Here is a 21383-nt window from a genome sequence, read left to right as displayed (position 1 = left end):
TGCCTCACTTTTAACACTTACCCATTGGTTCGACGAACACTATAAACATCTGGTACACTTTTAATTTTGTCAACGATGGTTTTTAAATGAGAAAGGTTTTGAATTTTCACAGTGACATGAATCTGGGCCATCTTATCTTTGGATGGACGAGCTTCAACACCGACTAAATTTTTTGTCATTGAACTAATGACTTGTAAAACATCACTTAGTAAGCCACTACGATCATAGCCGTAAATCTCCAAATCGGCAGCGTATTCTTTGCGACTGTGCTCGGTATCTTCCCACTCAACTTCAATTAGACGTTGTGCTAGTTCTTCTTGATGTTGTACGTTAGGACAGTCCGCACGATGAATTGAAACGCCACGTCCTTTGGTAATGTAACCAACAATTTCATCACCAGGCACTGGATTACAACAGCGGCTTAAACGAATCAATAGGTTGTCCACCCCTTGAATCACGATGCCGCCTTCATGACGAACTTTCATTTTTTCTGATTCTTTTTTAGCTGGCTGATTTAACAACTCTTCTGCTTCTTGACGTTGGCGTTCCAACTCTTGTTCGCGGCGTTCTTTTTCTGTTAAACGATTGCACACTACTTGCGCACTTACTTCGCCATAACCTACTGCCGCAAATAAATCATCTTCCGTTTGAAATTTAAATTTATCTAGCACTTCCGCCATTTTATTCTTCGTTAAAAATTCTTTCGGTGTAAAGCCGATTTCTGTCATGTATTTAATGACAGCATCATGCCCTTTAATAATGTTATCTTCACGGTCTTGTTCTTTAAAGAAACGTTTGATTTTATTTTTGGCTTTACTTGTTTTAACCATTTTCAGCCAGTCGCGGCTAGGTCCGAAAGAATTCGGTGATGTTAGGACTTCAATAATATCCCCATTTTTTAGGACATAGTCTAACTGTACCATTTTGCCGTTGACCTTCGCACCGGTTGTTTTATTCCCAATTTCAGTATGAATGCTGTAGGCAAAATCTAGTGGTCCGGAGCCTTTTGGCAGTTCGGTTACATCTCCACTTGGCGTAAAAACATAGACTTTGTCGCTAAAAATGTCTTCTTTCACACCTTGCATAAATTCAGAAGCATCATAGCTTTCATCTTGTAATTCAATAATTTCATGGAACCAATCGACTTGCTTCGTCAGTTCATCTGTTTCAATTTTTTCCGCTTTGCCTTCTTTATAGGCCCAGTGAGCCGCCACCCCAAATTCGGCGATTTGGTGCATCTCATGGGTCCGAATTTGGACCTCTACTGGATTCCCTTTTGGCCCAATAACTGTCGTATGAATAGATTGATACATATTCGCTTTTGGCATAGCAATATAATCTTTAAAGCGACCTGGCATTGGTGTCCAACGTGTATGAATCGCCCCTAACACGGCATAGCAATCTTTAATGGAATCGACAATAACACGAATCGCTAATAAGTCATAGATTTCATTAAACTGTTTCTTTTGGTCCTTCATTTTACGATAGATTGAATAAATATGTTTTGGTCGACCATATATTTCTGCGTAAATTTCTAAATCTTCCGTAGCTAAACGAATATCTTCGACTGCTTCTGCCACATAAGCTTCACGTTCATCGCGTTTGCTTTGCATCAAATTAACAATTCGATAGTATTGGTTGGGGTTAATATAACGTAAGGCCGTATCTTCTAATTCCCATTTAATTCGACTAATCCCTAAGCGATGTGCTAAAGGCGCATAAATTTCTAAAGTTTCTTGCGCAATCCGTCGTTGCTTATCTTCACGTAAATGTTTTAATGTGCGCATATTGTGCAAACGATCGGCTAGTTTCACCATAATAACCCGTAAATCTTGCGCCATTGCCAATAACATTTTTCGATGATTTTCGGCTAATTGTTCTTCATGAGATTTATATTTAATTTTTCCTAGTTTCGTCACGCCATCGACTAACATTGCGATGTCTTCGCCAAATTCTTCTTTTAAATCGTCCAGTGTTACGTCCGTATCTTCGACAACATCATGTAAAAATCCTGTTGCTACAGTATGGGGATCCATATGTAATTCAGCCAGAATGCCTGCCACTTGAATCGGATGGATGATGTAAGGTTCACCTGATTGTCGGACTTGACCTTCGTGTGCTTTTTCAGCATAAGTTAATGCTTTTTGAACCAACTCAACATGTTCTGGTCCCATATAGGTACTTACAATTTTGATGACCGCTGGGCCTGTCAGTATTTCTTCTTTTGGCATGGTATTCACTCCTCTATGAAGGTGACCTTTGGATAAAGAACACTTCGTTCACGTTTTATCTATTTTAATAAAAAAGAAAAGTACCACTTGAAACAGTAGCACTTTCAACAACTCTATTATACTAAATTTCCCTTAAATTTCAATCACTGTCGCTTTTTTACTCTCTGTTTATTCAAAGAGAATGCCTACAAGAATTTTACAGGCGGGCTTTCGTTTAATTTAAAAGTTCCATTTGGTAGCTAACCGCACTTAAAAGATACAACGGTGCTGTTTCTGCTCGTAAAATTCTCGGACCCAACCCGCAAAGTTTCGCCCCAGCCTGCAGAAATTGTTCAATTTCTTGCGGTGCAAAGCCACCTTCAGGTCCAAAGAGCACACACAAACGTGCGCCTGGCTGGCAAGTGGATAATACTTGTGCTAATTGACTTTTTTCTCCTTGTTTTGCTGATTCTTCATACGCAACCAAGACTGTGTCATATGAGTCAAATTGTGCAATGATTTCTTGTGTTTTTTCCACCAAAGAAACACTTGGTGTCTGCTGCCGATGCGATTGCTCCGCCGCTTCTGTGGCAATTTTTTGTAATCTTTTTTCTTTGGCTGCTCTTTTTTTGTGGTCCCATTTGACAACGGAAGTTTTCGCAGGAAAGCCGATAAACTGATTGCCACCTAGCTCCGTGCCTTTTTGAACAATCCATTCTAACTTGTCCCCTTTTGGTAACCCACACGCAATCGTCACTTCAATTGGCAATTCTTTGTCCATTTCTTCTTTACTAATTTCTTTAAAGTAAACAGACGTTGAATCTATTTCCACAATCTCAGCTAAAATGGCAGTTTTATTTTGAAATACTAAATAACAACGATCATTCGGCGTCATTCGCATAACTCGCACAATATGATGATAGTTTTCATCTGCGACTTTATACAAATCTTTTTCTTGATAATCTTCTTTCATGAAATACCGTTGCATTTTACTCTTCCTCTGGTTTCTTCAAGATAATCGCATACCAATCGCCTTGATTAAAGAGTTGGTCCACCACAAAACCGACTTTCGTTAGTGCTTCTAAAACCATTGCTTTTTTATCTTCAATAATTCCAGAAATAATGAAAGTACCGTCTTGTTTTAGCAAACGCCAAGCATCTTCAATCATTAACACAATAATATCTGCCAAAATATTTGCGACGATTACATCAGCAGAATGGTCAATCCCTTTTAGTAAATCATTGGCTGACACATGAACATCGGCCGCAATGGGATTTAAATCCATATTTTCTTTTGCCGCTGCAACTGCTACTTCATCTAAATCATATGCGTAGACGTCTTTAGCCCCTAAATAGCGACTTGCAATACTCAAAACACCAGAACCCGTTCCTACATCTAGAACTGTTTCGCCACCACGTAAAACAGTTTCTAAAGCTTGCAAGGTTAAACGAGTCGTTGGATGCGTGCCTGTACCGAAAGCCATGCCCGGATCCAATGTGATAATTTTTTCTGCTTCATCTTGTGCGTGATAGGCTTCCCAACTTGGCACAATCGTTAAGAATCGTGTGACACGGACAGGATGATAATATTTTTTCCAAGCAGTTGCCCAGTCGCTTTCTGCTACTTCACTAATTGTCATTTCGTTTTTACCAATGGATAAGCCGTACTCAGGCAAGCGTAAAATATTTTCTTTCATAAATGGTAAAATTTCTGGTAAGAAGGTTGTTTCAGGAAAATAAGCCATCACAATCGCCCCTTCTTTAATGTGGGTGAATTGCTCTTTATCTAAAATTTCCCCATACAGATCACTTTCAAAATTTTCAATGTCCAACGCATCTTCAATGGCCACGCCACTTGCGCCAGCTTCCATCATAATGTTTGAAATTGCTTCAACTGCTTCGCTAGCCGTTTCTACTTTTACTTCTGTCCACTTCATGTTCTCACCTCTAAATTAATAACTTGGATACGCAATCCATTGTTCTTTTTCTGTTTCTGCCATTTTTTTAATCATCGCTTCAAAATCTGCTGGCTCCCAATGCAATTCAAAAACTTCCGCTGTTTCATCTGATAAAAAGTCTAACAAATCACTTTGCCCTTCATCTAAAACCACTTTTAAATAGTGAATGAATCCGTCTAAAACTGCTTTGCGTAGCCCTTTTTTTCCTTCATAAGGAATTGTGACTAAATACTCTTCATCATCAACGACTGACTTTTGCGGATTATAAAATAACAAGCCATCTTCAAATTCAATGAATTCTTCTTCTGAAAGCGTACCATCAACATCATCAATCGCCACTTGCTCATTGTTTTCTGCATATAAACGAACAATGACTTCGATGGTATGGTTTTTGCGATCCCAATCAAGGCCTACTTCGTAATCTCCTAAGTGTTTTTCAAGTCGTTCCTCTAAGTATGTGAGCATTGTTGCTTTTTTCATTTTCTTCATCCTTCCAGCCAAAATCTATTTGGTCTACTGCTGTTCTTTTTTGTTTAGAAATATATGGATTGCCAGCCACGACGTATCTTAAAGGCAACTCTGTCCAACGACCTTTATTGGGAATTCCAATTCGTGGTAGTGCCTCAATTTTTTTCGGAAATTTTCGTTTTTCTGGCACGAGCCGTAACGAACTAGAAAAAATCGACTGCCCATATAATTGCTTATCAATTCCTAAGGCTGCAACTAATTTACCTGGTCCATTGGTCAATTCCACGCCTTGACGTCCTTGGCGATTTTCAATCATTTTGTCGACACCTTCAACAGGTTCAATCGCGCGGATCATCACCCCTTGTGGTTTGCCTTGTTCTTGTGTCACCATATTTAAAATTAAATGCGTGTGCATAGTATATAAATAAATCGTGCCTGGTTTGTCATACATGGCTTGTAAGCGTGGCGTTTTTCTCAAGCCAAAGCTATGGGCCGCCTCATCATCAGGACCTAAATAAGCTTCTGCATCCACAATGTACCCACCTAAAACGCCTGTTGCTGTTTCGTGCTCTAAGTACATCCCTAACAAGTATTGTGCCACTTCTTCAGTTGTTTTTGTGTTAAAGATATTTATCGTTTCTTTCATTTCTTTCACCACTCCCTATCATACACGAAACCTTCCGCTATATCCATCTAAAACCCCAAAAACCACCAAAAAGCGAATGTACGTTCTTTATGTTATAATAAGATGATTATGAAAAAGGAGGTCCTTTTATGCAACAACCTTTAGCCTATCGAATGCGACCTCGTCACTTAGACGAAGTAGTTGGTCAACAACATTTAGTCGGCCCTGGTAAAATTATTCGTCGGATGGTCGAAGCCAAAATGCTTTCATCGATGATTCTTTACGGGCCGCCTGGCACTGGAAAAACCAGTATTGCCAGCGCAATCGCTGGTTCAACAAATTATGCCTTTCGCATGTTGAACGCGGCCACAGACACTAAAAAAGATTTACAAATCGTTGCTGAAGAAGCCAAAATGAGTGGCACAGTGATTTTACTGCTTGATGAAATTCACCGATTAGATAAAACAAAACAAGATTTTTTGCTCCCTCATTTAGAAAACGGACGAATTATTATGATTGGAGCCACTACCGAAAATCCATATATTACAATTAACCCTGCGATTCGTAGTCGCACGCAAATTTTTGAAGTAAAGCCCTTAACAGAAACAGACATTCAGCAAGCGATTCAAGAAGCCTTAACCGATAGCACACGTGGCTTAGGCGATTATCCTGTCCACTTAGAAGAAAAAGCATTACAACATTTGACACGCGCAACGAACGGTGACTTACGTAGTGCGCTAAATGGACTAGAATTAGCTGTTAAATCAACACCAAAAAATGAACAAGGCGAAATTAAGATCACCTTACCGATTATTGAAGAGTGCGTGCAACGAAAAGCCTTAACCCATGATAAAGATGGCGATGCCCATTATGATGTAATTTCCGCTTTCCAAAAGTCGATTCGAGGAAGCGATGTAGATGCTGCACTTCATTATTTGGGCCGCTTAGTTGAAGCAGGTGATTTACCGATTATTTGTCGTCGTTTAATGGTCATTGCTTACGAGGATATCGGTCTTGGGAATCCTGCGGCCGCCGCTCGGACAGTCACCGCTGTTCAAGCCGCCGAAAAGCTAGGGTTTCCAGAAGCTAGGATTCCTCTAGCTAGTGTCGTCATTGATTTATGTTTATTGCCAAAATCAAATTCTGCAGTCACAGCGATTGATGCTGCTTTGGCAGATATTCGACAAGGCTCTGTGGGAGACGTTCCTGATCATTTGCGTGATGCCCACTATGCTGGAGCCAAAGAATTAAACCGTGGTATTGGTTATCAATACCCACATAATTTTGAAAACGGTTGGGTCAATCAGCAATACTTACCTGACAAATTAAAAGAGGCACGTTATTACGAACCGATTGATATTGGTAAATATGAACAAGCCTTACATCAGCAACTCAAGCGTATCCAAGAATGGAAACAGAAAAAATAACAAAATAATACGCTTTCAAAAAAAGAAACAATCTCGTTGCCGATTTTGAGAGAGTATGCTATTATAAAGATGGTAAATCTGTGATGTACGCGTTGTCCTTTCACTGTGTTGACCGAACATTTTTATTGATATCTAGGGATCCTGCTTGTATCAAAGTTGGTAACATGCCTTTTCTTTTGGTAGTTCAATACTGCGATCGAGGAACCCACCTGCTTATCTTGCGGGTTCAATACTCTAGGACGATTACCGGCATCGACGGATTTTACCATTTTTATGAAGATTTCTAAACAATTTGCTCTGGCAAGTTGTTTTTTTTTGGAGGACAAGATGATTCGTATACTCGTACTATTACTCGCCATTGTCACAGGCGTAGCCAGTTATTATTTGATGAAGAAAAGTACAGCTTTTTTACCACTCTTAAAAAAAGAAACTGCAACAGAAAGTCAACAGTTTATCGAACGTTTTGGGCGTTATTACTTGATTATCGCCATTCTAGGTGTTCTAGCGGCTATTTTTAATCGCCCGTTATTGTCAATTGGTTTTATCTTTTTTGTTTTATTACTTTCAACGTTGTTTAGTTTAACTTTTGCAAAAAAAATGTCATAAAAGACGATGAATTTAAAACTTCGTTCAAAAAGATTTTTTTGAACGAAGTTTTTTTTACAAAAAAATGCCAATATTCAGAAAAAAAGAAGCGGTTTCAGTTTCTTTTTTTCTTTGTTTGTTTTACAATTATTATAGAAACAATTAATGATTTTTTTTACGCTGAAAGGAGCGGTTATTATGTTACAACAATATCAAAAAATTATGATAGCAATCGATGGTTCTGACGAAGCAGACTTAGCCTTTAAAAAAGCGGTCAACGTCGCTAAACGAAACGATGCTGAATTACTATTAGCACATGTTGTTGATACGCGCTCTTTCCAATCAGTGTCCTCTTTTGATGGTGCGCTAGCAGAAGAAGCAATGTCAATGGCAAAAGAAACCTTAGACACCTACCAACAACAAGCGGTGGATATGGGACAAACAAAAGTCTCTAGCGTTCTAGCCTATGGTTCTCCTAAGAACATTATTGCCAAAGAATTACCAAAAGAATACAACATTGATTTAATTATGTTAGGAGCAACTGGATTAAATGCCGTTGAGCGTTTATTTATTGGCTCTGTCTCTGAATCAGTTATCCGTAACGCTAGCTGCGATGTTCTCGTTGTACGGACGGATTTAGACAACAAATTACCAAAAAATGAAGAAAAATAAAGAGTAAATATCCACCCGCATAGCGGGTGGCTTTTTAATAGCCCTAGAAGGGCTCGCTACCTGCTGCTCCCTTTAAGGGAGCTTTTTTTAGAGACCGCCAACCGCTACCATTCTATTCTTATCTAGTTGTTACTTCCTAAATGGATCTTTATACTCTCTTTTGTTTATACTATCCCTTACTCGATCTTCTGCTTCTTGTTCTCGTATATACTTAGCTATCGTTTTTTGGTTCAATCCTACAGTGCTCACATAATAGCCTTTTGACCAAAAGGATCGATTTCCATAATTGTATTTTAAATTCGCATGACGTTCATGAATGATTACTGCACTTCTTCCTTTTAAGAAACCCATAAAACCTGATACACTCAACTTCGGCGGAATTCTTACCAACATATGGATATGGTCGGGCATTGCATGCGCTTCAATGATTTCGACTTCTTTCATTTCACACAATTTCCTTAGTATTTTCCCTATATCTCGCCTCAATTTACCATAGATTACTTTTCTTCTATATTTTGGTGTAAACACAAGATGATACTTACAATTCCAACGAGTATGTGCTAAACTTTTATCGTCGTTCGACATTCAAAAACTCCTTTCGATTTGATAACGGTTGGTAGCCTTTATCTATTATATCGAAAGGAGTTTTTATCGCTAAAGCTCTGGCCTCCACGCGCAGTACGCGTGGTTTTTTTGTCGAAATCTCTTTAGAGATTTCAACTGACTAAAGTCATTAATAAAAAGAAACTGAGCCAACTATCACTTTTGATAGTTGGCTCAGTTTCTCTTTATTGACCTATTAAGCACACCTTGTGAGAGCGTCTCACAAGGTGTGTTCGTTTAATTATTTTAGACGTTCTACGTCACGGGCAATCATTAACTCTTCGTCAGTTGGTACTAATAGAAGCTTGATTTTTGAATCATCAGTTGAGATAACTGCTTCTTCACCGTGTACATTATTTTTGTCATCATCGATTTCACAACCAAACCAAGTCATGCCATCAATAATATCTTTACGAACACCAACAGCATTTTCACCGATTCCAGCAGTAAAGACAATCGCATCAACGCCATTCATAACAGTGACATAGCTACCAATGTATTTACGAATACGATCGATAAAAATGTTGTATGCTGTTTGAACTTCAGGTTTATCTAAGTTTGATTGAATATCGCGCATGTCGCTTGATAAACCATTTGTTAAACCTAATAAACCAGATTTTTTGTTTAAAATATCAACCATGTCTTGTACATCAGTCAAGCCAAGTTTTGTCATTAAATAAGGCAATAGTGACGCATCAACATCCCCTGAACGAGTCCCCATTGTAACACCAGCAAGAGGAGTGAAGCCCATTGATGTATCGACTGATTTACCACCATCAACTGCAGTGATTGAAGCACCATTTCCTAAGTGACAAGTGATAATTTTCAAGTCTTCAATTGGACGACCTAACATTTCTGCAGCACGTTGAGAGACATAACGATGACTTGTTCCATGTGCCCCATATTTACGTGCAGCAAATTTTTCATAGTATTCACGCGGTACACTATATAAATAGTTGTGTTCTGGCATTGTTGTGTGGAACGACGTATCAAAGACTGCCACGCTAATGATTTCTGGTAAGATATGTTTAAATGCTTTAATCCCCATCGCATTCGCTGGGTTGTGTAAAGGTGCTAATTCAGATAAAGCTTCAATTTTTTCTAATACTTCGTCTGTAATAACAACAGAATCTTTAAATTCTTCTCCACCAGCAACTACACGGTGACCAACACCAGTAATTTCATCATAAGAACCTAAAATGTTTAAGTCGATTAATTGGTCTAGTAACATTTTTACTGCCACTTCATGGTTATCAATATCAACAATCACTTCATATTTTTGTCCTTCACCATATTTAATTGTGAAGATAGAATCTTTTAAGCCAATACGTTCAACGATTCCTTTAGCGATCACTTCTTCATTTGGCATTTGGTATAATTGCCATTTTAAACTTGAACTACCTGCATTAATTGCAATTGTTTTAGACATAATTTTCTCCTCTTCGTTACTATTTTATTTTAAATTTGAAGCTTTCCAAGCTTCAAATTGTTTAAAGAACTCCGTTACTTTATTGATATCTTTCAAAGAGGCAAGTTTTGCTAACAAAACTTCCTTCACTTGCTCAGCATCTGCACCCTTGTTTTGAACAAGCAAGATACTTTTACGTGATTGTTCTGACTTAAACAATTCATCAGGTAACTGTATCATTCCTTGTAAATAGACGTTTTTTGTCAACCAATTTTTAAAGAATTCACTTTGCTCAGTCTCTAAAATATTGGTCGGGATTAAGAATAAGCCAAACCCTGCTGGCTTCACGTATTTCATGGCTTGTTCCATTAATAAATGATGCGCATAACTATGGCCTTCCTCAGCAGCAGCAGCAAATCCCTTCGCTCGCTCATCATTTGGATAATAGCCAATCGGCAAGTCACTTAATGCTAAATCAACTGGATCCAATAACAAATCTTGCAATCCGTCTTGATGGAACAACTGAATATTGGCTTGTGACCAAGCATTGTTCACAGAAGATACTGCCAAAAGTGTTTCATCGATATCCACACCATAACCAGAAACTTTGTAACCAGCTGTTTCAAGGTTCAGCAGAACCGTTAACAGTAAATTTCCCATTCCTGAAGCAGGATCTAAAATTTTTAATGGCTCTAATTTATTTGTTAATTGTTCTACTAAATAAACAAACAAAAAGCCAATACCGTCTGGCGTCAATTGATGATTTGCTTGAAGCTGCTCTTTTCTCGTTCCTTTTAACAAAAGTAATTGGGACAAGCGTCGCACATCTTCAGGAGCTAAATCAATTTTTTTAATCGTATGATACAGCGTTTCTAATTGTTTCACTGTCTCTGGATTAGGTACTCCGTCAAGTACTCGTACTTGAAAATCATCTAAAATATTTTCACCATTTTCAATATACGCATCTAAAAAAGAAGTATCCAATGACTGTTGCAATAACTGGATTGCTTGTTCCATTGGCTCGAAAGCCTCTTCAATTTTTTCTGGGAACAAATTAGCACCTCTATTCTATTCAAAATGTAACAACTTCCATACCTGTTTTATTTTAACGAAAAAAGAAAGAATAATCAATGCCTTTACTGTCTTTCTTCTAAAATCTAATAATTTGTAGAAAAACAACGCTATTCCAGTATTGTTTCCGCTTTTTTTTGATGAGAAACTCTCTCTTGATATTGGTATTTTCGACCAGATTTGTTTAATAAAACAGTTATTCTTAATTGTTCATTTTTGTATGTATAATCGAGGGTCACTTGCGCGTATACGAGCCTTTCTTCTGTTTTTAACTTTCGTCTATTTTGTTTAACATCTGCAAGAAATAAATGAAGGATACTTTTCCCTGCATAGTATTCCTGGGTAGCTTGCGTAAATTTTTGTGTTAACTGACGTTCTTCTAGTAACTGAAGGGCGAGAAAACTCATCAAATAAACAAAGGCCATGGCCGTGAACAATAAGTTTCCTGAATATTTTTGCCTCATTAAAATTCTCCCTTTATCGGAAAAAAACTATCAAATGTTTTTTCAGAAGTAAAAGTAACTTCCAAAGTAAACGATTGTCCTTCATTTTTAAACTGTCCATTTTTGATACCAATTAACAGCGGTTGATAGCCTTTACCATTGACTCGCTTAATAATTTTATCTTCTTTGATTTGAATTGAAATAGTCTTGTTTGTTTCTGAGTCGAGGAAAGAAATCTCTTGAGCAGAACCTGTTTGGAAAACGAGCTTTTGACATTCTTTTTCTAATTGAATTAAAAAAATATGCCAGGATTTCGAATCATTGTTTTTCAAATATTGATTTCCGATAAAACTTTGTTGAATCATCAACTGAAACAATTGACACATACAACTTAAAACGACTAGTGCCACTAAACACTCTAACATTGTAAAACCCGCATATTTTTTATTGACCAATCAAAATCGCTCCTCTTGAATCTGTGACTTTTAGTATCCTTCTTCCATCGTTCTCCATCAAAGAAAATCGGTAAGTTTCTCCTTGATATATCCGCTCTTTGAAACGTAAATCACCCGTCTGCTCTAAAAATAAAATTGCTTCGTATCCTAGACGAGTACGCGTTAATTGTTGCTCCCGTTGATAATTTTGCTGAATTAATTGTGTAATAGTCAGGGAGAATATCCCTGCTACCACACATACAACACTAAAACTAACGAGACTCTCTAATAAAATAAAACCACTATAAATAGTTAATTTTCTTCGTATATTTGCCACTCCCCATCTGAAATTGTAAAATAAGTTGCTGTTTCTTTTCAGTCCAAGTAAAAATATATTTCACTAAACGGCCATTGTTCCCTGACGAATGAAGAAAACTGAGTTTGCTTGGGCCACTCACTGTCATTTTTTCAGGTACAGCTAGCGAAGTCCTTCGAGCTGATTGGTTCAATTTATCAGGAAATGAAAAGCTTTGTTGTTCTTCAAAAAACCAAACTTCTTGTGTTTCCTCTAAAACAATTGCTTGCTGTTGCGCAAAACGAAGTTGTTTTTCTACCGTAGCAAGAAACTGTTCAATTTTTAATGTTTCTTGCCAGCGGTGAATAGCGAGTGTTGGGAGCATAGTCATAAAGCAAACAATCGTCAAACTAGCAAGTGTTTCCATTAATGTGAATCCTGCTGACTTGTTCATTGCTTTTCTGCTGTATATTTATCTAACTGCTCTTTAGTAATGTAGCCTTCGTTGACTAATTCATTTAAAGAAGGCGTCTTATTTTTTTCTAGTGTGTAGAGCTCGATTTGTGATTCTACAATTTTTACGATTGCTTCATTGCCTTTTTTATCAACTGTTTCTTTATGTTTTGCTAAGTTAGGAACAAAAAGTAAAATCAATACGGAAATAATCAATAAGACAATCAACATTTCTAATAATGTAAACCCTGCGTATTTTTGTTTCTTTTTCATTATAAAACTCCTTCCATATTGCCATAAATAGGCAGCAACATTGCCCCATAGACACCGATAATTAGACAAGCAATTATGATAAAAATAAATGGTTGAACAAGGGTAATGACTCGTTCAATTTTTTTGAAAAAACCTTGGAAACAGACATTACTATAAACCATCAACTCCTTGCCTAATTTTCCTTTTACTTCCCCTTGTCGAATCATTAAACCCAATGCTTTCGTAAAAAAAGGATAAGCAGCTAATTGTCTATGTAAAGTTTCACCAACTAGCAGTCCTTCACTAATTGCTCCAGCTAATTCTTTCATTAAGGGGTAATTGGTTGTATGGCGCATCAAATCGATGACCTCTTTCATTTCTAATCCTTGTGCAAGCAACTTCCCCCATTCTAGTGCAAAAAAAGCACTGACGTATTCCCGATAGAGGCCACGGATAATTGGCAGTTTTAGATATACGAAGGCCCGCTGAATAGCAGACTGATGCTTCAAATAACGGTTTAAAATGAAGAAACTAAATGAGAGGACAAAAACTAAGGTAACCAGAATGTATGGACTGTAAACAATCAGAAGAATCCCAATATTTTTAGAATAACTATTGGCATCATTTTCCATTAATTGGGGCAATAAAAATTGCCGAATACCAACAATGACGAGAATCAAAAAAACAATCAGGAGCAGCGGATAACTAATTATTTTATAGAACTGTTGCCGATATTTTTCCGTTTGAAAAAAATGTTCGGAAATCGCTTGTAGTGTCCCTACCAAATCCCCGTGTGCAGTAGCAAACGACAATTGTGCCGAGACCATTGTTGAAAATCCTAATTCTTCGACTAAAGCTTGTAAGGCAACGCATGAGGAAAAGCCTTCAACTAAAAAAGTTATACTGTGCTGAGGTAAGGCGTTTGATTTTTTCATGAAGGAAAAACTTTCTTGTATATTAAAACCATTTGCAAGTAAATCCGCTAATAGTTTCAGAAAAAGCTGCTGTTGTTTTTTCGTTAATTTATTCGATGGCTTGAAAATACGTTTTTTCTGTAATAAACCCATACGCCCACGCCTTTCTTAGATTCTTTTGCCAACTACTCTTTATAACGGCTTCCTTAAAGAAGAAATAATCATAAAGAATTCCCGCTACTTGTTCCTTATTAATCGTGGTTGTCAAAATCTGTTGATAAATGATACCTTGCAAGCATTCGGCCAATTCATGCTCTGGGCCACCTAATTCTATCAAACGCCGTTGCACCCCCAATAAGTTACGGGCGTGAATTGTCGCAAAAATAGTATGACCCGTTAAGGCGGCTCGAATAACTGCTTGAGCCGTCTCGCCATCACGAATTTCACCAATAATCAAAATATCAGGATGATGGCGCAAGCAAACTTTGATTAGGGCTTCATAAGTTAACTGAATTTTTTCATTTGTTTGCAACTGTAAAAACTGCTTTTCCTCAATTTCAACAGGATCCTCAATTGCTATCACTTGTTGTTCGCCACTTCTTTGTTTAGCCACACGATACATGGTTGTTGTTTTCCCGGAACCAACTGGCCCACTGAATAAATAAAGTCCTCGTTTCTGACAAGATGCTTCAATTTCATTTAGCTGGTGGGGAAAGAAAAAATGTTCAGCTTGTTCACCAAATCGGTGCAAAAAACGAATTACCAAGCTCTCTCGATTCTGAAAATCTCCCACAGATGATAAACGCAAGCGTTGCTTCGTCTCGCCAATTAGATAAGTTGTCGCACCTAATTGTGCTTTTCGTCTTTCCCCGACATCCATGCCGCCTATAAATTTAAAGTGGAAAATTAACTTTTCGCCTATTTCTGCGGAAACTTGTGTGTAAGGTGTCCGTTGCATCCCTGTCCGAAAAGAGATAGCTATTTCGGTATCATTGGGTAAAAAATAAACGTCTTGCGCCCCATGAAGGACGCCCCATTCAATTAATTGATGGGCTAATTTTTTTACATTTTTAGTCATTCATTTCCTCCTCTCACTAATAAACTACGCATTTATTTTATGATTTCAGCAAAAAAAAAAGAACCTTCACCAATAAGATGAAGGTTCTTTTTTTGAAGTTTGCGCTGTCCATCTATCTTCCCCAAAATAGTGGAACTCCTAGACACTTAGTATTATACTAAAAAAATCTTGCGTTTAGTTTTCAAAAATTTCTCTGAATCACAAAATTTTTGAGAAAAACTATGATAATCCGATTGGATCGTTTACGTTTTTGGCTTCATTTTTTGTTTATTAACTAAATAAACTGGAATTCCTAGAAGCGTAATTCCTATACCAATCAATGCTAGAATAGGCTGTGTAATACTCGTTGTAACCAAGATAAAGATACCACCTAGACTTGCGATAATTGGAATAATTGGATAGCCAGGAACTTTATACGGTCGTTTTAATTCAGGTTCTCGTTTTCTTAAAATAAAAACGGCTAAGAAAATTAATAGATTAAACAGCCACATAACAAAAACTAACATATCCGTCAATAAATCGAAGGTCCCGAAAAACATCATGATAATGGCTACAGCTAACTGGAAAATTCCAGCAACGTAAGGAACAACAAAGCGTTTAGACAACTTTTGAAACTGACGACTAAAAGGCATCAGATTATCTAAGGCTAAGGCATAAGGAATCCGAATCCCTGTCATTGTGTAGCCGTTTAACGCACCATATACAGAGATTAAAATCCCAATAGTTACGATTTTGCCACCAATTGGTCCAAAAATAGCCACAGAAGCATCCGAAGCTGCATTCAAATTCCCAGCGATTTGCTCAATTGGTAATGTTTTTAGAAACACAAAATTAATTAAAGCATAAATTAAAGTAATCAATAACAAACCAAAAATAATGGCTTTAGGCAAGTCTCTTTCTGGTCGCTTCATTTCACCAGCCACGTTACCCACACCTAGCCAGCCATCATAAGCAAACATGGTGGCGACTAAGGCGCCACTAAAAGCAACTAAAAAGCCAGTATTCGCTGTTGTTTCAACAGGAAAAAGTGAAACAGCTACCTGTCCGGGAGTAAATAATCCTACTAAAGAAATCAAGGCAATTGGAATCAGTTTTACTACCAATGTCGTTGATTGGACCAAAGAAGCAATTTTTGTTCCTAATAAATTAATTATCGTGATACTGGTTCCCGCAAGAATGGCAATTGGAATCAATAAATTTGCCGATAGATGAAACAAATTGATTAGTTGTGTACTAAAAATAATGGATAACGCCGAAATGTTGGCAGGATAATAAATGATACTTTGTGCCCACCCTAAAAGAAAACCAGCTAATTTACCATATGTATATTCAATATACTTCACTGCGCCACCTGTTTCAGGGATTGCTGTAGCAAGTTCGGCGCTGGTTAATCCTGCACAAATGGTTAAGGCACCACCTAACACCCAAGCAAAAATAGCTAAACTAGCTGACTGTGCGTGTCCAACGACACTCGCAGCTTTAAAGAAAACGCCAGCGCCAATCACCGTACCCATTACCGTGGATAACGCACCAAACGTTGTTATCTCTCTTTTTAATTGCTTTTTCTCCATAGACTCCCTCATTTCATTTAAACTAAACAAGCGTAACAAAATTTCCACTTTTTTGAAAAGATAACGAAAATAATAGCTGTTTTCATGAAAAATTCTGTAACGATCTCTTTTCAGTATAGCTATTTCTTTTAGAATTTCAAGTTTGAAAACCACAAAAAGAAAATTTGTCATAAAAGTTTTAGAGCATTCATCTTTTGTTTATAAACAAGAATTGAGAAATTTACGATTTTTCATTAAATAAAAAATCGGATCAAAAAGAAACCTTTTTGATCCGATTTTAACTACGTTATTGGTTTTTGACTTTTTCTTTTTTCATTTGTTTGCTGCGTAATTGTCCGCAAGCCGCATCAATATCTGTTCCGTGCTCTTTACGAATAACACAATTGATGCCATTCTTTTTGAGTACATCATAAAATTTTAAAACCGCTTCTTTAGAGCTTCGGCTATATTGATCGTGTTCACTCACCGGGTTATACGGAATCAGATTAACATAAGAAAGTTTTTTCTTATTCCGTAGTAAATCTGCTAATTGTTGAGCATGTTCTGGTCGGTCGTTCACTTGACTCAACATAATATATTCAAATGTAACACGTCGGTTGGTTTTTTCAATGTATTCATCAATTGCTGCCATTAATTTTTCAATTGGAAAACTACGATTAATCCGCATAATTGATGTACGAACTTCGTTGTTAGGAGCATGTAATGAGATTGCTAAGTTTACTTGTAGTCCACTGTCTGCAAATTCACGAATTTTTGGCACTAAACCACTTGTTGAAACTGTAATATGGCGGGCACCAATAGCCAAGCCTTTATCATCATTAATCGTTCGTAAAAAGTTCATGACATTGTCATAATTATCAAATGGTTCACCAATTCCCATCACAACGACATGGCTAACACGTTCATCCAACCCACGTTCATCGAAATAATGTTGCACCCACATAATTTGGGCAACAATCTCGCCAGCAGTTAAATCTCTTTGTTTTTTTAATAGCCCACTAGCACAAAATGTACACCCAATATTGCAACCAACTTGAGTGGTCACACAAACAGATAATCCATATTCTTGACGCATTAAGACTGTTTCAATCATATTTTTATCTGGTAATTCAAATAAATATTTCACGGTACCATCTTGCGCTTCTTGCACAATGACTTGTTTTAATGGATTTAATGAAAAATTTTCTTCTAATAAAGTCATCAACGATTTAGAAATGTTCGACATTTCACTAAATGAAGCAACACGTTTTGTATACAACCATTCCCACACTTGTGTTGCGCGAAATTTCTTCTCGCCATGGGCTAAAAACCAGTCCACAAGCTGTTCTCTCGTCAGTCCATAAATGGATTCTTTCTGCATTTCTTTTCCTCATTTCTGCTATTACATTCGCTTCATAACTATAACGTATTCTCACTTTGAATGCAATATCACGAAGAACATCAAAAAAAAATCGTTAAGCGTGCATGCTTAACGATTTTTTATAATTAATCTTTCACTAAGTGATAAACTTTTTTGAAGTAGAACGTTCTGGCAATTAAATAGTAAACGACCTGAATAAATAAGAAAACGCCTAAAACTTCCCAGCCAGCTAATTGCATTGGCTGATCTAAGACAGCATACATTGCTTTCAAAGCAACAGCTCCATGAATAAATGAAACAACAATTGGGGTAAAGAATAAAATACCTACTTGTTGGTAAATCATTTTCTTCAATTCTTTTTTCGTCAAGCCAAGTTTGTAAATCATCTTGAATTTTTCAACGTCCGTATTCATATCACTGTATAAACGGAAGTATAAGAAACTACCCGCCGAAACAAAGAACACGATACCGATAAATAGTCCGACAAATAGAACTGGCGTATAATATTGCGTAATGGCTGCCGACATTGCAGCTGTTCCTACTAACATGGGATACTTGTCACCAATAATATTTTCTGCTTTTATCAATTCTTCACGATTGGTTCCTGCTTTGGGCTGCCAAATTGTTTCTGTTTCCGCTTTGATTCCATCTGTTGAGGTACTATCTGGGATAACAACCACACCGCCAAAAGTCGGTAATACATTGGTTTCTTCTGTTTTATCAATGTTTAAAACTTGATCATTTCCCAATTGAACAGATTTGACATCTACTGATGCAGCAGAAGGAGCATCTTTTTGTGATAAATTAACTACTTTCTCACCTGTTAAAGTTGGTTCATCTATAAATTTTGCGAGTTTATTATATTCAGATGTTTTGATTAATTGGATACCGGCACTTGTTTTGTACATTGTGTAATCAATCTGATCAAACTGAATATTTTTTTCTTGGAATGTTTTTGTCGCAAATTGTTTCATTTCTTGATTTTCTGGGTTGGTCGAATCAGATAATGTCAGTTCGTACGGTACAGAACTTATTCCTTTAAAAATCATCTCGTTCACGCCGTATAACGTTCCAATGGCAGCAAAAGCAACCGTTGATATCACCGAAACCAAGAAGAACGAACGTGCATTATCTTTCATGCGGAATGCTAAATCTGATAAAACGACCATATTGGTTTTTTTCCAAAAGATTTTTGGTTTCCGTTTTAAACGTTCAATGACAGAAACACTCAATTGGTCAAATAAGAATTTTGTCCCTAAAATAACTAAGAAAATTACTGGGAACATCACCATTAAAACTAACTGTCCCTTAGCAACTAAAGCAATTCCGTAACCGACAATTAAAAGTAACACGGCTAAGAAAGATTTAACTTTAGAGCTTTTGATTTCACCTTTACCCATTTCTCCTGCTTTTAATAGCTCTTGAAGTGTCGCTTTTGGCAAGCGGAATTGAATAAAGAAAGAAATTACTAAGAACAAGACCGCAAATGAAATGACAGTAATGATAAACGGCATCACTGGCAAATAAAAACCTAAACCTAGATGCATCAATAAATTGCTAATCCATAAAATAAACTGTGAAAATCCAACACCTAAAATGCTACCAAAAATTGTAGCAAAGAAACCAATCACTAAGTTTTCAATAAAAATCATTTTCTTTAACTGTTTTGGACTCATCCCTTGAATCATCAAGGTTCCAAACTCTTTTTTCCGAGATTGGATAAAGACATCCATCGAGTATAAAACGAATAAGAAAGAGAAACCATAGATTATAATTGCCGCAGCCGTCATTCCCATTTGTGCTTTAGGATTTAAACCATTAGCTAAGGCTGGGTGAAAGACAAAACCAGTGAACGTAAAAAAGATCATCACAGAAAACATTGTACTTAGGAAATAAGCCAAGTATAAATGCTTATTTCGAATCGTGTTTCTTATAACAAACTGATTAAAATTCATTATCGACACCTTCAATCTCAGCCAGTTTCACCATGATTAAATCGTAGAACTCTTTTTGATTGCCGTTTTGGACAATTTCATCGATTAATTCACCATCTTTAATAAAGACGATGCGCTTGCAATAACTTGCGGCTAGCGGATCATGGGTCACCATTAAAATAGTCGCCGCTTCTTCTTCGTTTAATTGTTGTAACAAGCCCATCACATCCTTAGATGATTTCGTATCTAAGTTTCCTGTTGGTTCATCAGCCAATAATAATTGTGGATGATGAATCATTGCCCGAGCAACGGCGACCCGTTGTGCTTGTCCACCAGAAATTTCTGCAATTCGTTTTTTCAACAGATGATTGATACCTAAACGCTCACTTAATTCTGCTAATTGTCGTTTCATTACAGAGACTTTTTCTCCATCAAGCGTCAATGGCAAAATAATATTTTCTTCAACAGTTAATGTTGGCATTAAATTAAAGCTTTGAAAAACAAATCCTAATTCTGTACGACGGAATTTAGCAATTTGTTCTTGATTCAAATTGTTTGGATTTTTTCCATTTAAAAGTATTTCACCTTCTGTTGGACTATCGATTGTTGCCAATAAATTTAAAAGTGTACTTTTCCCACTTCCAGAAGGCCCCATAATACCAATAAATTCACCATCTTGGACAGTTAAATTAATCCCTTTTAAAGCTTCATATTTAATTTCGTTTCCGTAAACTTTTTTCAAATTTTGTACTTCTAACATATTTTCCACTCCTATTCTTCTCACTCATTTAGTGTATCGAAAACGAAAAAAAACGACAATAGAAAAGAATAACAATGAACTTACATTACTGTAAGTGCACTGTTATTCTTTTAAAAGTTATGCTTCATATTCAATCACATAAGGATGAATCTTCGTATTATAAATAGCTTCTGAATATTCTACGCAACGACCTGTTGGGCTTAACGAACGCCGAATTCTTTTTAAGCCCGTTGTTTCAGTTGTTTGCAACATCTTTTGCTCTGCTTCTGTCAAAGTTGCAACTTCAAAACGGTCTTCAAATTTATAAATTTCAATGGCATGTCGATCCATCAAACGATACAAGGATTCTTCTTTGTATTCAGTCAATGATACGTCTTTCATGGCAGCTGGCAAATAGTAATTAAAATAAATATAGGGTTGTTCATCGATTAGATATAACCGTGAAAGGTGAACCACTTCTTCTCCTAAAAATTGATAAGCCGGCATCTCTTTTGACAACGTCAAGTTTTCAACCTGTAAAACTTTTTTGGTTACTTTCTGACCTGATTCATTCAAAAATTCAGTGAATGTCCCTGCTTTTGATAGTTTATTATAGGGACGATTGCTTAACACAGTTGTGCCTCGGCCACTTTTTTTCTCAACAAATTCTTCCGTTGCTAACATTTCGATTGCCCGCCGAATCGTAATTTTACTAACGTTAAACATCTCTTCCAATTCTGTTTCTGTTGGTAAAAACGTTCCTACTGGATACTTGCCACTCAAAATATCTTCTTTAATCTGATCTGCTACTTCTAAATAAAGCACGCTCTTTCTTCTCATGATACGCTCCCTCCCAACCGCACTATTCCTTTCTATTTTACCA

The 21383-nt window shown here is 36.9% G+C and carries 23 protein-coding genes and 1 other RNA gene; 4 read left to right on the top strand and 20 right to left on the bottom strand.

Annotated elements, in window-relative coordinates; translation table 11 throughout:
* Window positions 1-17 precede the first annotated feature (17 nt).
* The 5 genes from IGI97_RS05785 to IGI97_RS05765 all read right to left on the bottom strand — a co-directional run bounded on the left by IGI97_RS05785 (window position 18) and on the right by IGI97_RS05765 (window position 5282).
* On the bottom strand, window positions 18-2231 hold the full coding sequence (locus IGI97_RS05785) for a RelA/SpoT family protein (protein WP_002357079.1): 2214 nt from the start codon (window positions 2229-2231) through the stop codon (window positions 18-20).
* Window positions 2232-2445: 214 nt separating this feature from the next.
* Window positions 2446-3198: a 16S rRNA (uracil(1498)-N(3))-methyltransferase gene (locus IGI97_RS05780; RefSeq protein ID WP_002357078.1), complete on the bottom strand. Its 753-nt coding sequence runs from the start codon at window positions 3196-3198 to the stop codon at window positions 2446-2448.
* A gap of 1 nt (window position 3199) precedes the next feature.
* A complete protein-coding gene (gene prmA / locus IGI97_RS05775) occupies window positions 3200-4147 on the bottom strand; it encodes a 50S ribosomal protein L11 methyltransferase (protein ID WP_002357075.1) in 948 nt (315 codons plus the stop codon).
* A gap of 15 nt (window positions 4148-4162) precedes the next feature.
* Window positions 4163-4648: a DUF3013 family protein gene (locus IGI97_RS05770; RefSeq protein WP_438738171.1), complete on the bottom strand. Its 486-nt coding sequence runs from the start codon at window positions 4646-4648 to the stop codon at window positions 4163-4165.
* Window positions 4605-5282: a DNA-3-methyladenine glycosylase gene (locus IGI97_RS05765; RefSeq protein WP_002364174.1), complete on the bottom strand. Its 678-nt coding sequence runs from the start codon at window positions 5280-5282 to the stop codon at window positions 4605-4607. The genes IGI97_RS05770 and IGI97_RS05765 overlap by 44 nt, the downstream gene beginning before the upstream one ends.
* Window positions 5283-5410: 128 nt before the next feature.
* Here IGI97_RS05765 and IGI97_RS05760 point away from each other — a divergent pair, with 128 nt between their 5' ends.
* The 4 genes from IGI97_RS05760 to IGI97_RS05745 all read left to right on the top strand — a co-directional run bounded on the left by IGI97_RS05760 (window position 5411) and on the right by IGI97_RS05745 (window position 7945).
* On the top strand, window positions 5411-6688 hold the full coding sequence (locus IGI97_RS05760; RefSeq protein ID WP_438738169.1) for a replication-associated recombination protein A: 1278 nt from the start codon (window positions 5411-5413) through the stop codon (window positions 6686-6688).
* Window positions 6689-6760: 72 nt separating this feature from the next.
* A non-coding RNA gene (gene ssrS / locus IGI97_RS05755) (6S RNA) lies at window positions 6761-6954 on the top strand.
* Between the two features lie 7 nt (window positions 6955-6961).
* A complete protein-coding gene (locus tag IGI97_RS05750) occupies window positions 6962-7294 on the top strand; it encodes a hypothetical protein (protein ID WP_025189555.1) in 333 nt (110 codons plus the stop codon).
* Window positions 7295-7471: 177 nt separating this feature from the next.
* Complete coding sequence (locus tag IGI97_RS05745) at window positions 7472-7945, top strand: universal stress protein (protein ID WP_002357065.1); 474 nt, start codon at window positions 7472-7474, stop codon at window positions 7943-7945.
* Window positions 7946-8074: 129 nt separating this feature from the next.
* Here IGI97_RS05745 and tnpA read toward each other — a convergent pair whose 3' ends face one another.
* The 15 genes from tnpA to IGI97_RS05670 form a co-directional block, all read right to left on the bottom strand.
* Window positions 8075-8530 (bottom strand): IS200/IS605 family transposase, encoded by a 456-nt coding sequence (gene tnpA, locus IGI97_RS05740; protein WP_010712524.1) that lies wholly within the window; start codon window positions 8528-8530, stop codon window positions 8075-8077.
* Window positions 8531-8789: 259 nt separating this feature from the next.
* Window positions 8790-9977, bottom strand: a complete 1188-nt coding sequence (locus IGI97_RS05735; RefSeq protein ID WP_002357064.1) for an acetate/propionate family kinase — start codon at window positions 9975-9977, stop codon at window positions 8790-8792.
* 24 nt (window positions 9978-10001) lie between these two features.
* Window positions 10002-11009, bottom strand: coding sequence for a class I SAM-dependent methyltransferase (locus IGI97_RS05730; RefSeq protein ID WP_086318227.1), 1008 nt, complete (start codon window positions 11007-11009; stop codon window positions 10002-10004).
* Window positions 11010-11137: 128 nt separating this feature from the next.
* Window positions 11138-11491, bottom strand: coding sequence for a competence type IV pilus minor pilin ComGG (gene comGG, locus IGI97_RS05725; protein WP_002360027.1), 354 nt, complete (start codon window positions 11489-11491; stop codon window positions 11138-11140).
* Window positions 11491-11925 (bottom strand): competence type IV pilus minor pilin ComGF, encoded by a 435-nt coding sequence (comGF, locus tag IGI97_RS05720; protein ID WP_002362055.1) that lies wholly within the window; start codon window positions 11923-11925, stop codon window positions 11491-11493. Before comGF ends, comGG begins: the two co-directional genes overlap by 1 nt.
* Window positions 11915-12241, bottom strand: coding sequence for a type II secretion system protein (locus tag IGI97_RS05715; protein WP_438738166.1), 327 nt, complete (start codon window positions 12239-12241; stop codon window positions 11915-11917). Before IGI97_RS05715 ends, comGF begins: the two co-directional genes overlap by 11 nt.
* Window positions 12207-12653, bottom strand: a complete 447-nt coding sequence (gene comGD / locus IGI97_RS05710; RefSeq protein ID WP_002366895.1) for a competence type IV pilus minor pilin ComGD — start codon at window positions 12651-12653, stop codon at window positions 12207-12209. The genes IGI97_RS05715 and comGD overlap by 35 nt, the downstream gene beginning before the upstream one ends.
* Window positions 12650-12925 (bottom strand): competence type IV pilus major pilin ComGC, encoded by a 276-nt coding sequence (gene comGC / locus IGI97_RS05705; RefSeq protein WP_002356991.1) that lies wholly within the window; start codon window positions 12923-12925, stop codon window positions 12650-12652. Before comGC ends, comGD begins: the two co-directional genes overlap by 4 nt.
* On the bottom strand, window positions 12925-13971 hold the full coding sequence (comGB, locus tag IGI97_RS05700; protein WP_438738164.1) for a competence type IV pilus assembly protein ComGB: 1047 nt from the start codon (window positions 13969-13971) through the stop codon (window positions 12925-12927). Before comGB ends, comGC begins: the two co-directional genes overlap by 1 nt.
* Complete coding sequence (comGA, locus tag IGI97_RS05695; protein WP_048737469.1) at window positions 13928-14896, bottom strand: competence type IV pilus ATPase ComGA; 969 nt, start codon at window positions 14894-14896, stop codon at window positions 13928-13930. The genes comGB and comGA overlap by 44 nt, the downstream gene beginning before the upstream one ends.
* 242 nt (window positions 14897-15138) lie before the next feature.
* Window positions 15139-16467, bottom strand: coding sequence for an APC family permease (locus tag IGI97_RS05690; protein WP_002356988.1), 1329 nt, complete (start codon window positions 16465-16467; stop codon window positions 15139-15141).
* A 286-nt stretch (window positions 16468-16753) separates the two neighbouring features.
* Entirely contained in the window at window positions 16754-17827 is a 1074-nt protein-coding gene (gene rlmN / locus IGI97_RS05685) for a 23S rRNA (adenine(2503)-C(2))-methyltransferase RlmN (RefSeq protein WP_438738162.1), read from the bottom strand.
* A 125-nt stretch (window positions 17828-17952) separates the two neighbouring features.
* Window positions 17953-19782, bottom strand: a complete 1830-nt coding sequence (locus IGI97_RS05680; protein ID WP_142956483.1) for an ABC transporter permease — start codon at window positions 19780-19782, stop codon at window positions 17953-17955.
* Entirely contained in the window at window positions 19772-20521 is a 750-nt protein-coding gene (locus IGI97_RS05675) for an ABC transporter ATP-binding protein (protein WP_016633309.1), read from the bottom strand. The genes IGI97_RS05680 and IGI97_RS05675 overlap by 11 nt, the downstream gene beginning before the upstream one ends.
* A 117-nt stretch (window positions 20522-20638) precedes the next feature.
* Window positions 20639-21340, bottom strand: coding sequence for a GntR family transcriptional regulator (locus IGI97_RS05670; RefSeq protein WP_002356983.1), 702 nt, complete (start codon window positions 21338-21340; stop codon window positions 20639-20641).
* Window positions 21341-21383: the final 43 nt, after the last annotated feature.

The sequence above is a fragment of the Enterococcus sp. DIV2419 genome, from assembly GCF_051711865.1.
Taxonomy (GTDB): Bacteria; Bacillota; Bacilli; order Lactobacillales; family Enterococcaceae; genus Enterococcus; species Enterococcus faecalis.
Note: the sequence above shows the minus strand (reverse complement) of the source record. Positions and strands in the feature narration are given on the sequence as shown.

Excerpts from the sequence above, each read along its gene's own strand:
- IGI97_RS05785 (WP_002357079.1), bottom strand. The coding sequence starts at position 2,231 with ATGCCAAAAGAAGAAATACTGACAGGCCCAGCGGTCATCAAAATTGTA.
- IGI97_RS05780 (WP_002357078.1), bottom strand. The coding sequence starts at position 3,198 with ATGCAACGGTATTTCATGAAAGAAGATTATCAAGAAAAAGATTTGTAT.
- prmA (WP_002357075.1), bottom strand. The coding sequence starts at position 4,147 with ATGAAGTGGACAGAAGTAAAAGTAGAAACGGCTAGCGAAGCAGTTGAA.
- IGI97_RS05770 (WP_438738171.1), bottom strand. The coding sequence starts at position 4,648 with ATGAAAAAAGCAACAATGCTCACATACTTAGAGGAACGACTTGAAAAA.
- IGI97_RS05765 (WP_002364174.1), bottom strand. The coding sequence starts at position 5,282 with ATGAAAGAAACGATAAATATCTTTAACACAAAAACAACTGAAGAAGTG.
- IGI97_RS05760 (WP_438738169.1), top strand. The coding sequence starts at position 5,411 with ATGCAACAACCTTTAGCCTATCGAATGCGACCTCGTCACTTAGACGAA.
- IGI97_RS05750 (WP_025189555.1), top strand. The coding sequence starts at position 6,962 with ATGAAGATTTCTAAACAATTTGCTCTGGCAAGTTGTTTTTTTTTGGAG.
- IGI97_RS05745 (WP_002357065.1), top strand. The coding sequence starts at position 7,472 with ATGTTACAACAATATCAAAAAATTATGATAGCAATCGATGGTTCTGAC.
- tnpA (WP_010712524.1), bottom strand. The coding sequence starts at position 8,530 with ATGTCGAACGACGATAAAAGTTTAGCACATACTCGTTGGAATTGTAAG.
- IGI97_RS05735 (WP_002357064.1), bottom strand. The coding sequence starts at position 9,977 with ATGTCTAAAACAATTGCAATTAATGCAGGTAGTTCAAGTTTAAAATGG.
- comGG (WP_002360027.1), bottom strand. The coding sequence starts at position 11,491 with ATGAGGCAAAAATATTCAGGAAACTTATTGTTCACGGCCATGGCCTTT.
- comGD (WP_002366895.1), bottom strand. The coding sequence starts at position 12,653 with ATGAACAAGTCAGCAGGATTCACATTAATGGAAACACTTGCTAGTTTG.
- comGC (WP_002356991.1), bottom strand. The coding sequence starts at position 12,925 with ATGAAAAAGAAACAAAAATACGCAGGGTTTACATTATTAGAAATGTTG.
- comGB (WP_438738164.1), bottom strand. The coding sequence starts at position 13,971 with ATGGGTTTATTACAGAAAAAACGTATTTTCAAGCCATCGAATAAATTA.
- comGA (WP_048737469.1), bottom strand. The coding sequence starts at position 14,896 with ATGACTAAAAATGTAAAAAAATTAGCCCATCAATTAATTGAATGGGGC.
- IGI97_RS05690 (WP_002356988.1), bottom strand. The coding sequence starts at position 16,467 with ATGGAGAAAAAGCAATTAAAAAGAGAGATAACAACGTTTGGTGCGTTA.
- rlmN (WP_438738162.1), bottom strand. The coding sequence starts at position 17,827 with ATGCAGAAAGAATCCATTTATGGACTGACGAGAGAACAGCTTGTGGAC.
- IGI97_RS05680 (WP_142956483.1), bottom strand. The coding sequence starts at position 19,782 with ATGAATTTTAATCAGTTTGTTATAAGAAACACGATTCGAAATAAGCAT.
- IGI97_RS05675 (WP_016633309.1), bottom strand. The coding sequence starts at position 20,521 with ATGTTAGAAGTACAAAATTTGAAAAAAGTTTACGGAAACGAAATTAAA.
- IGI97_RS05670 (WP_002356983.1), bottom strand. The coding sequence starts at position 21,340 with ATGAGAAGAAAGAGCGTGCTTTATTTAGAAGTAGCAGATCAGATTAAA.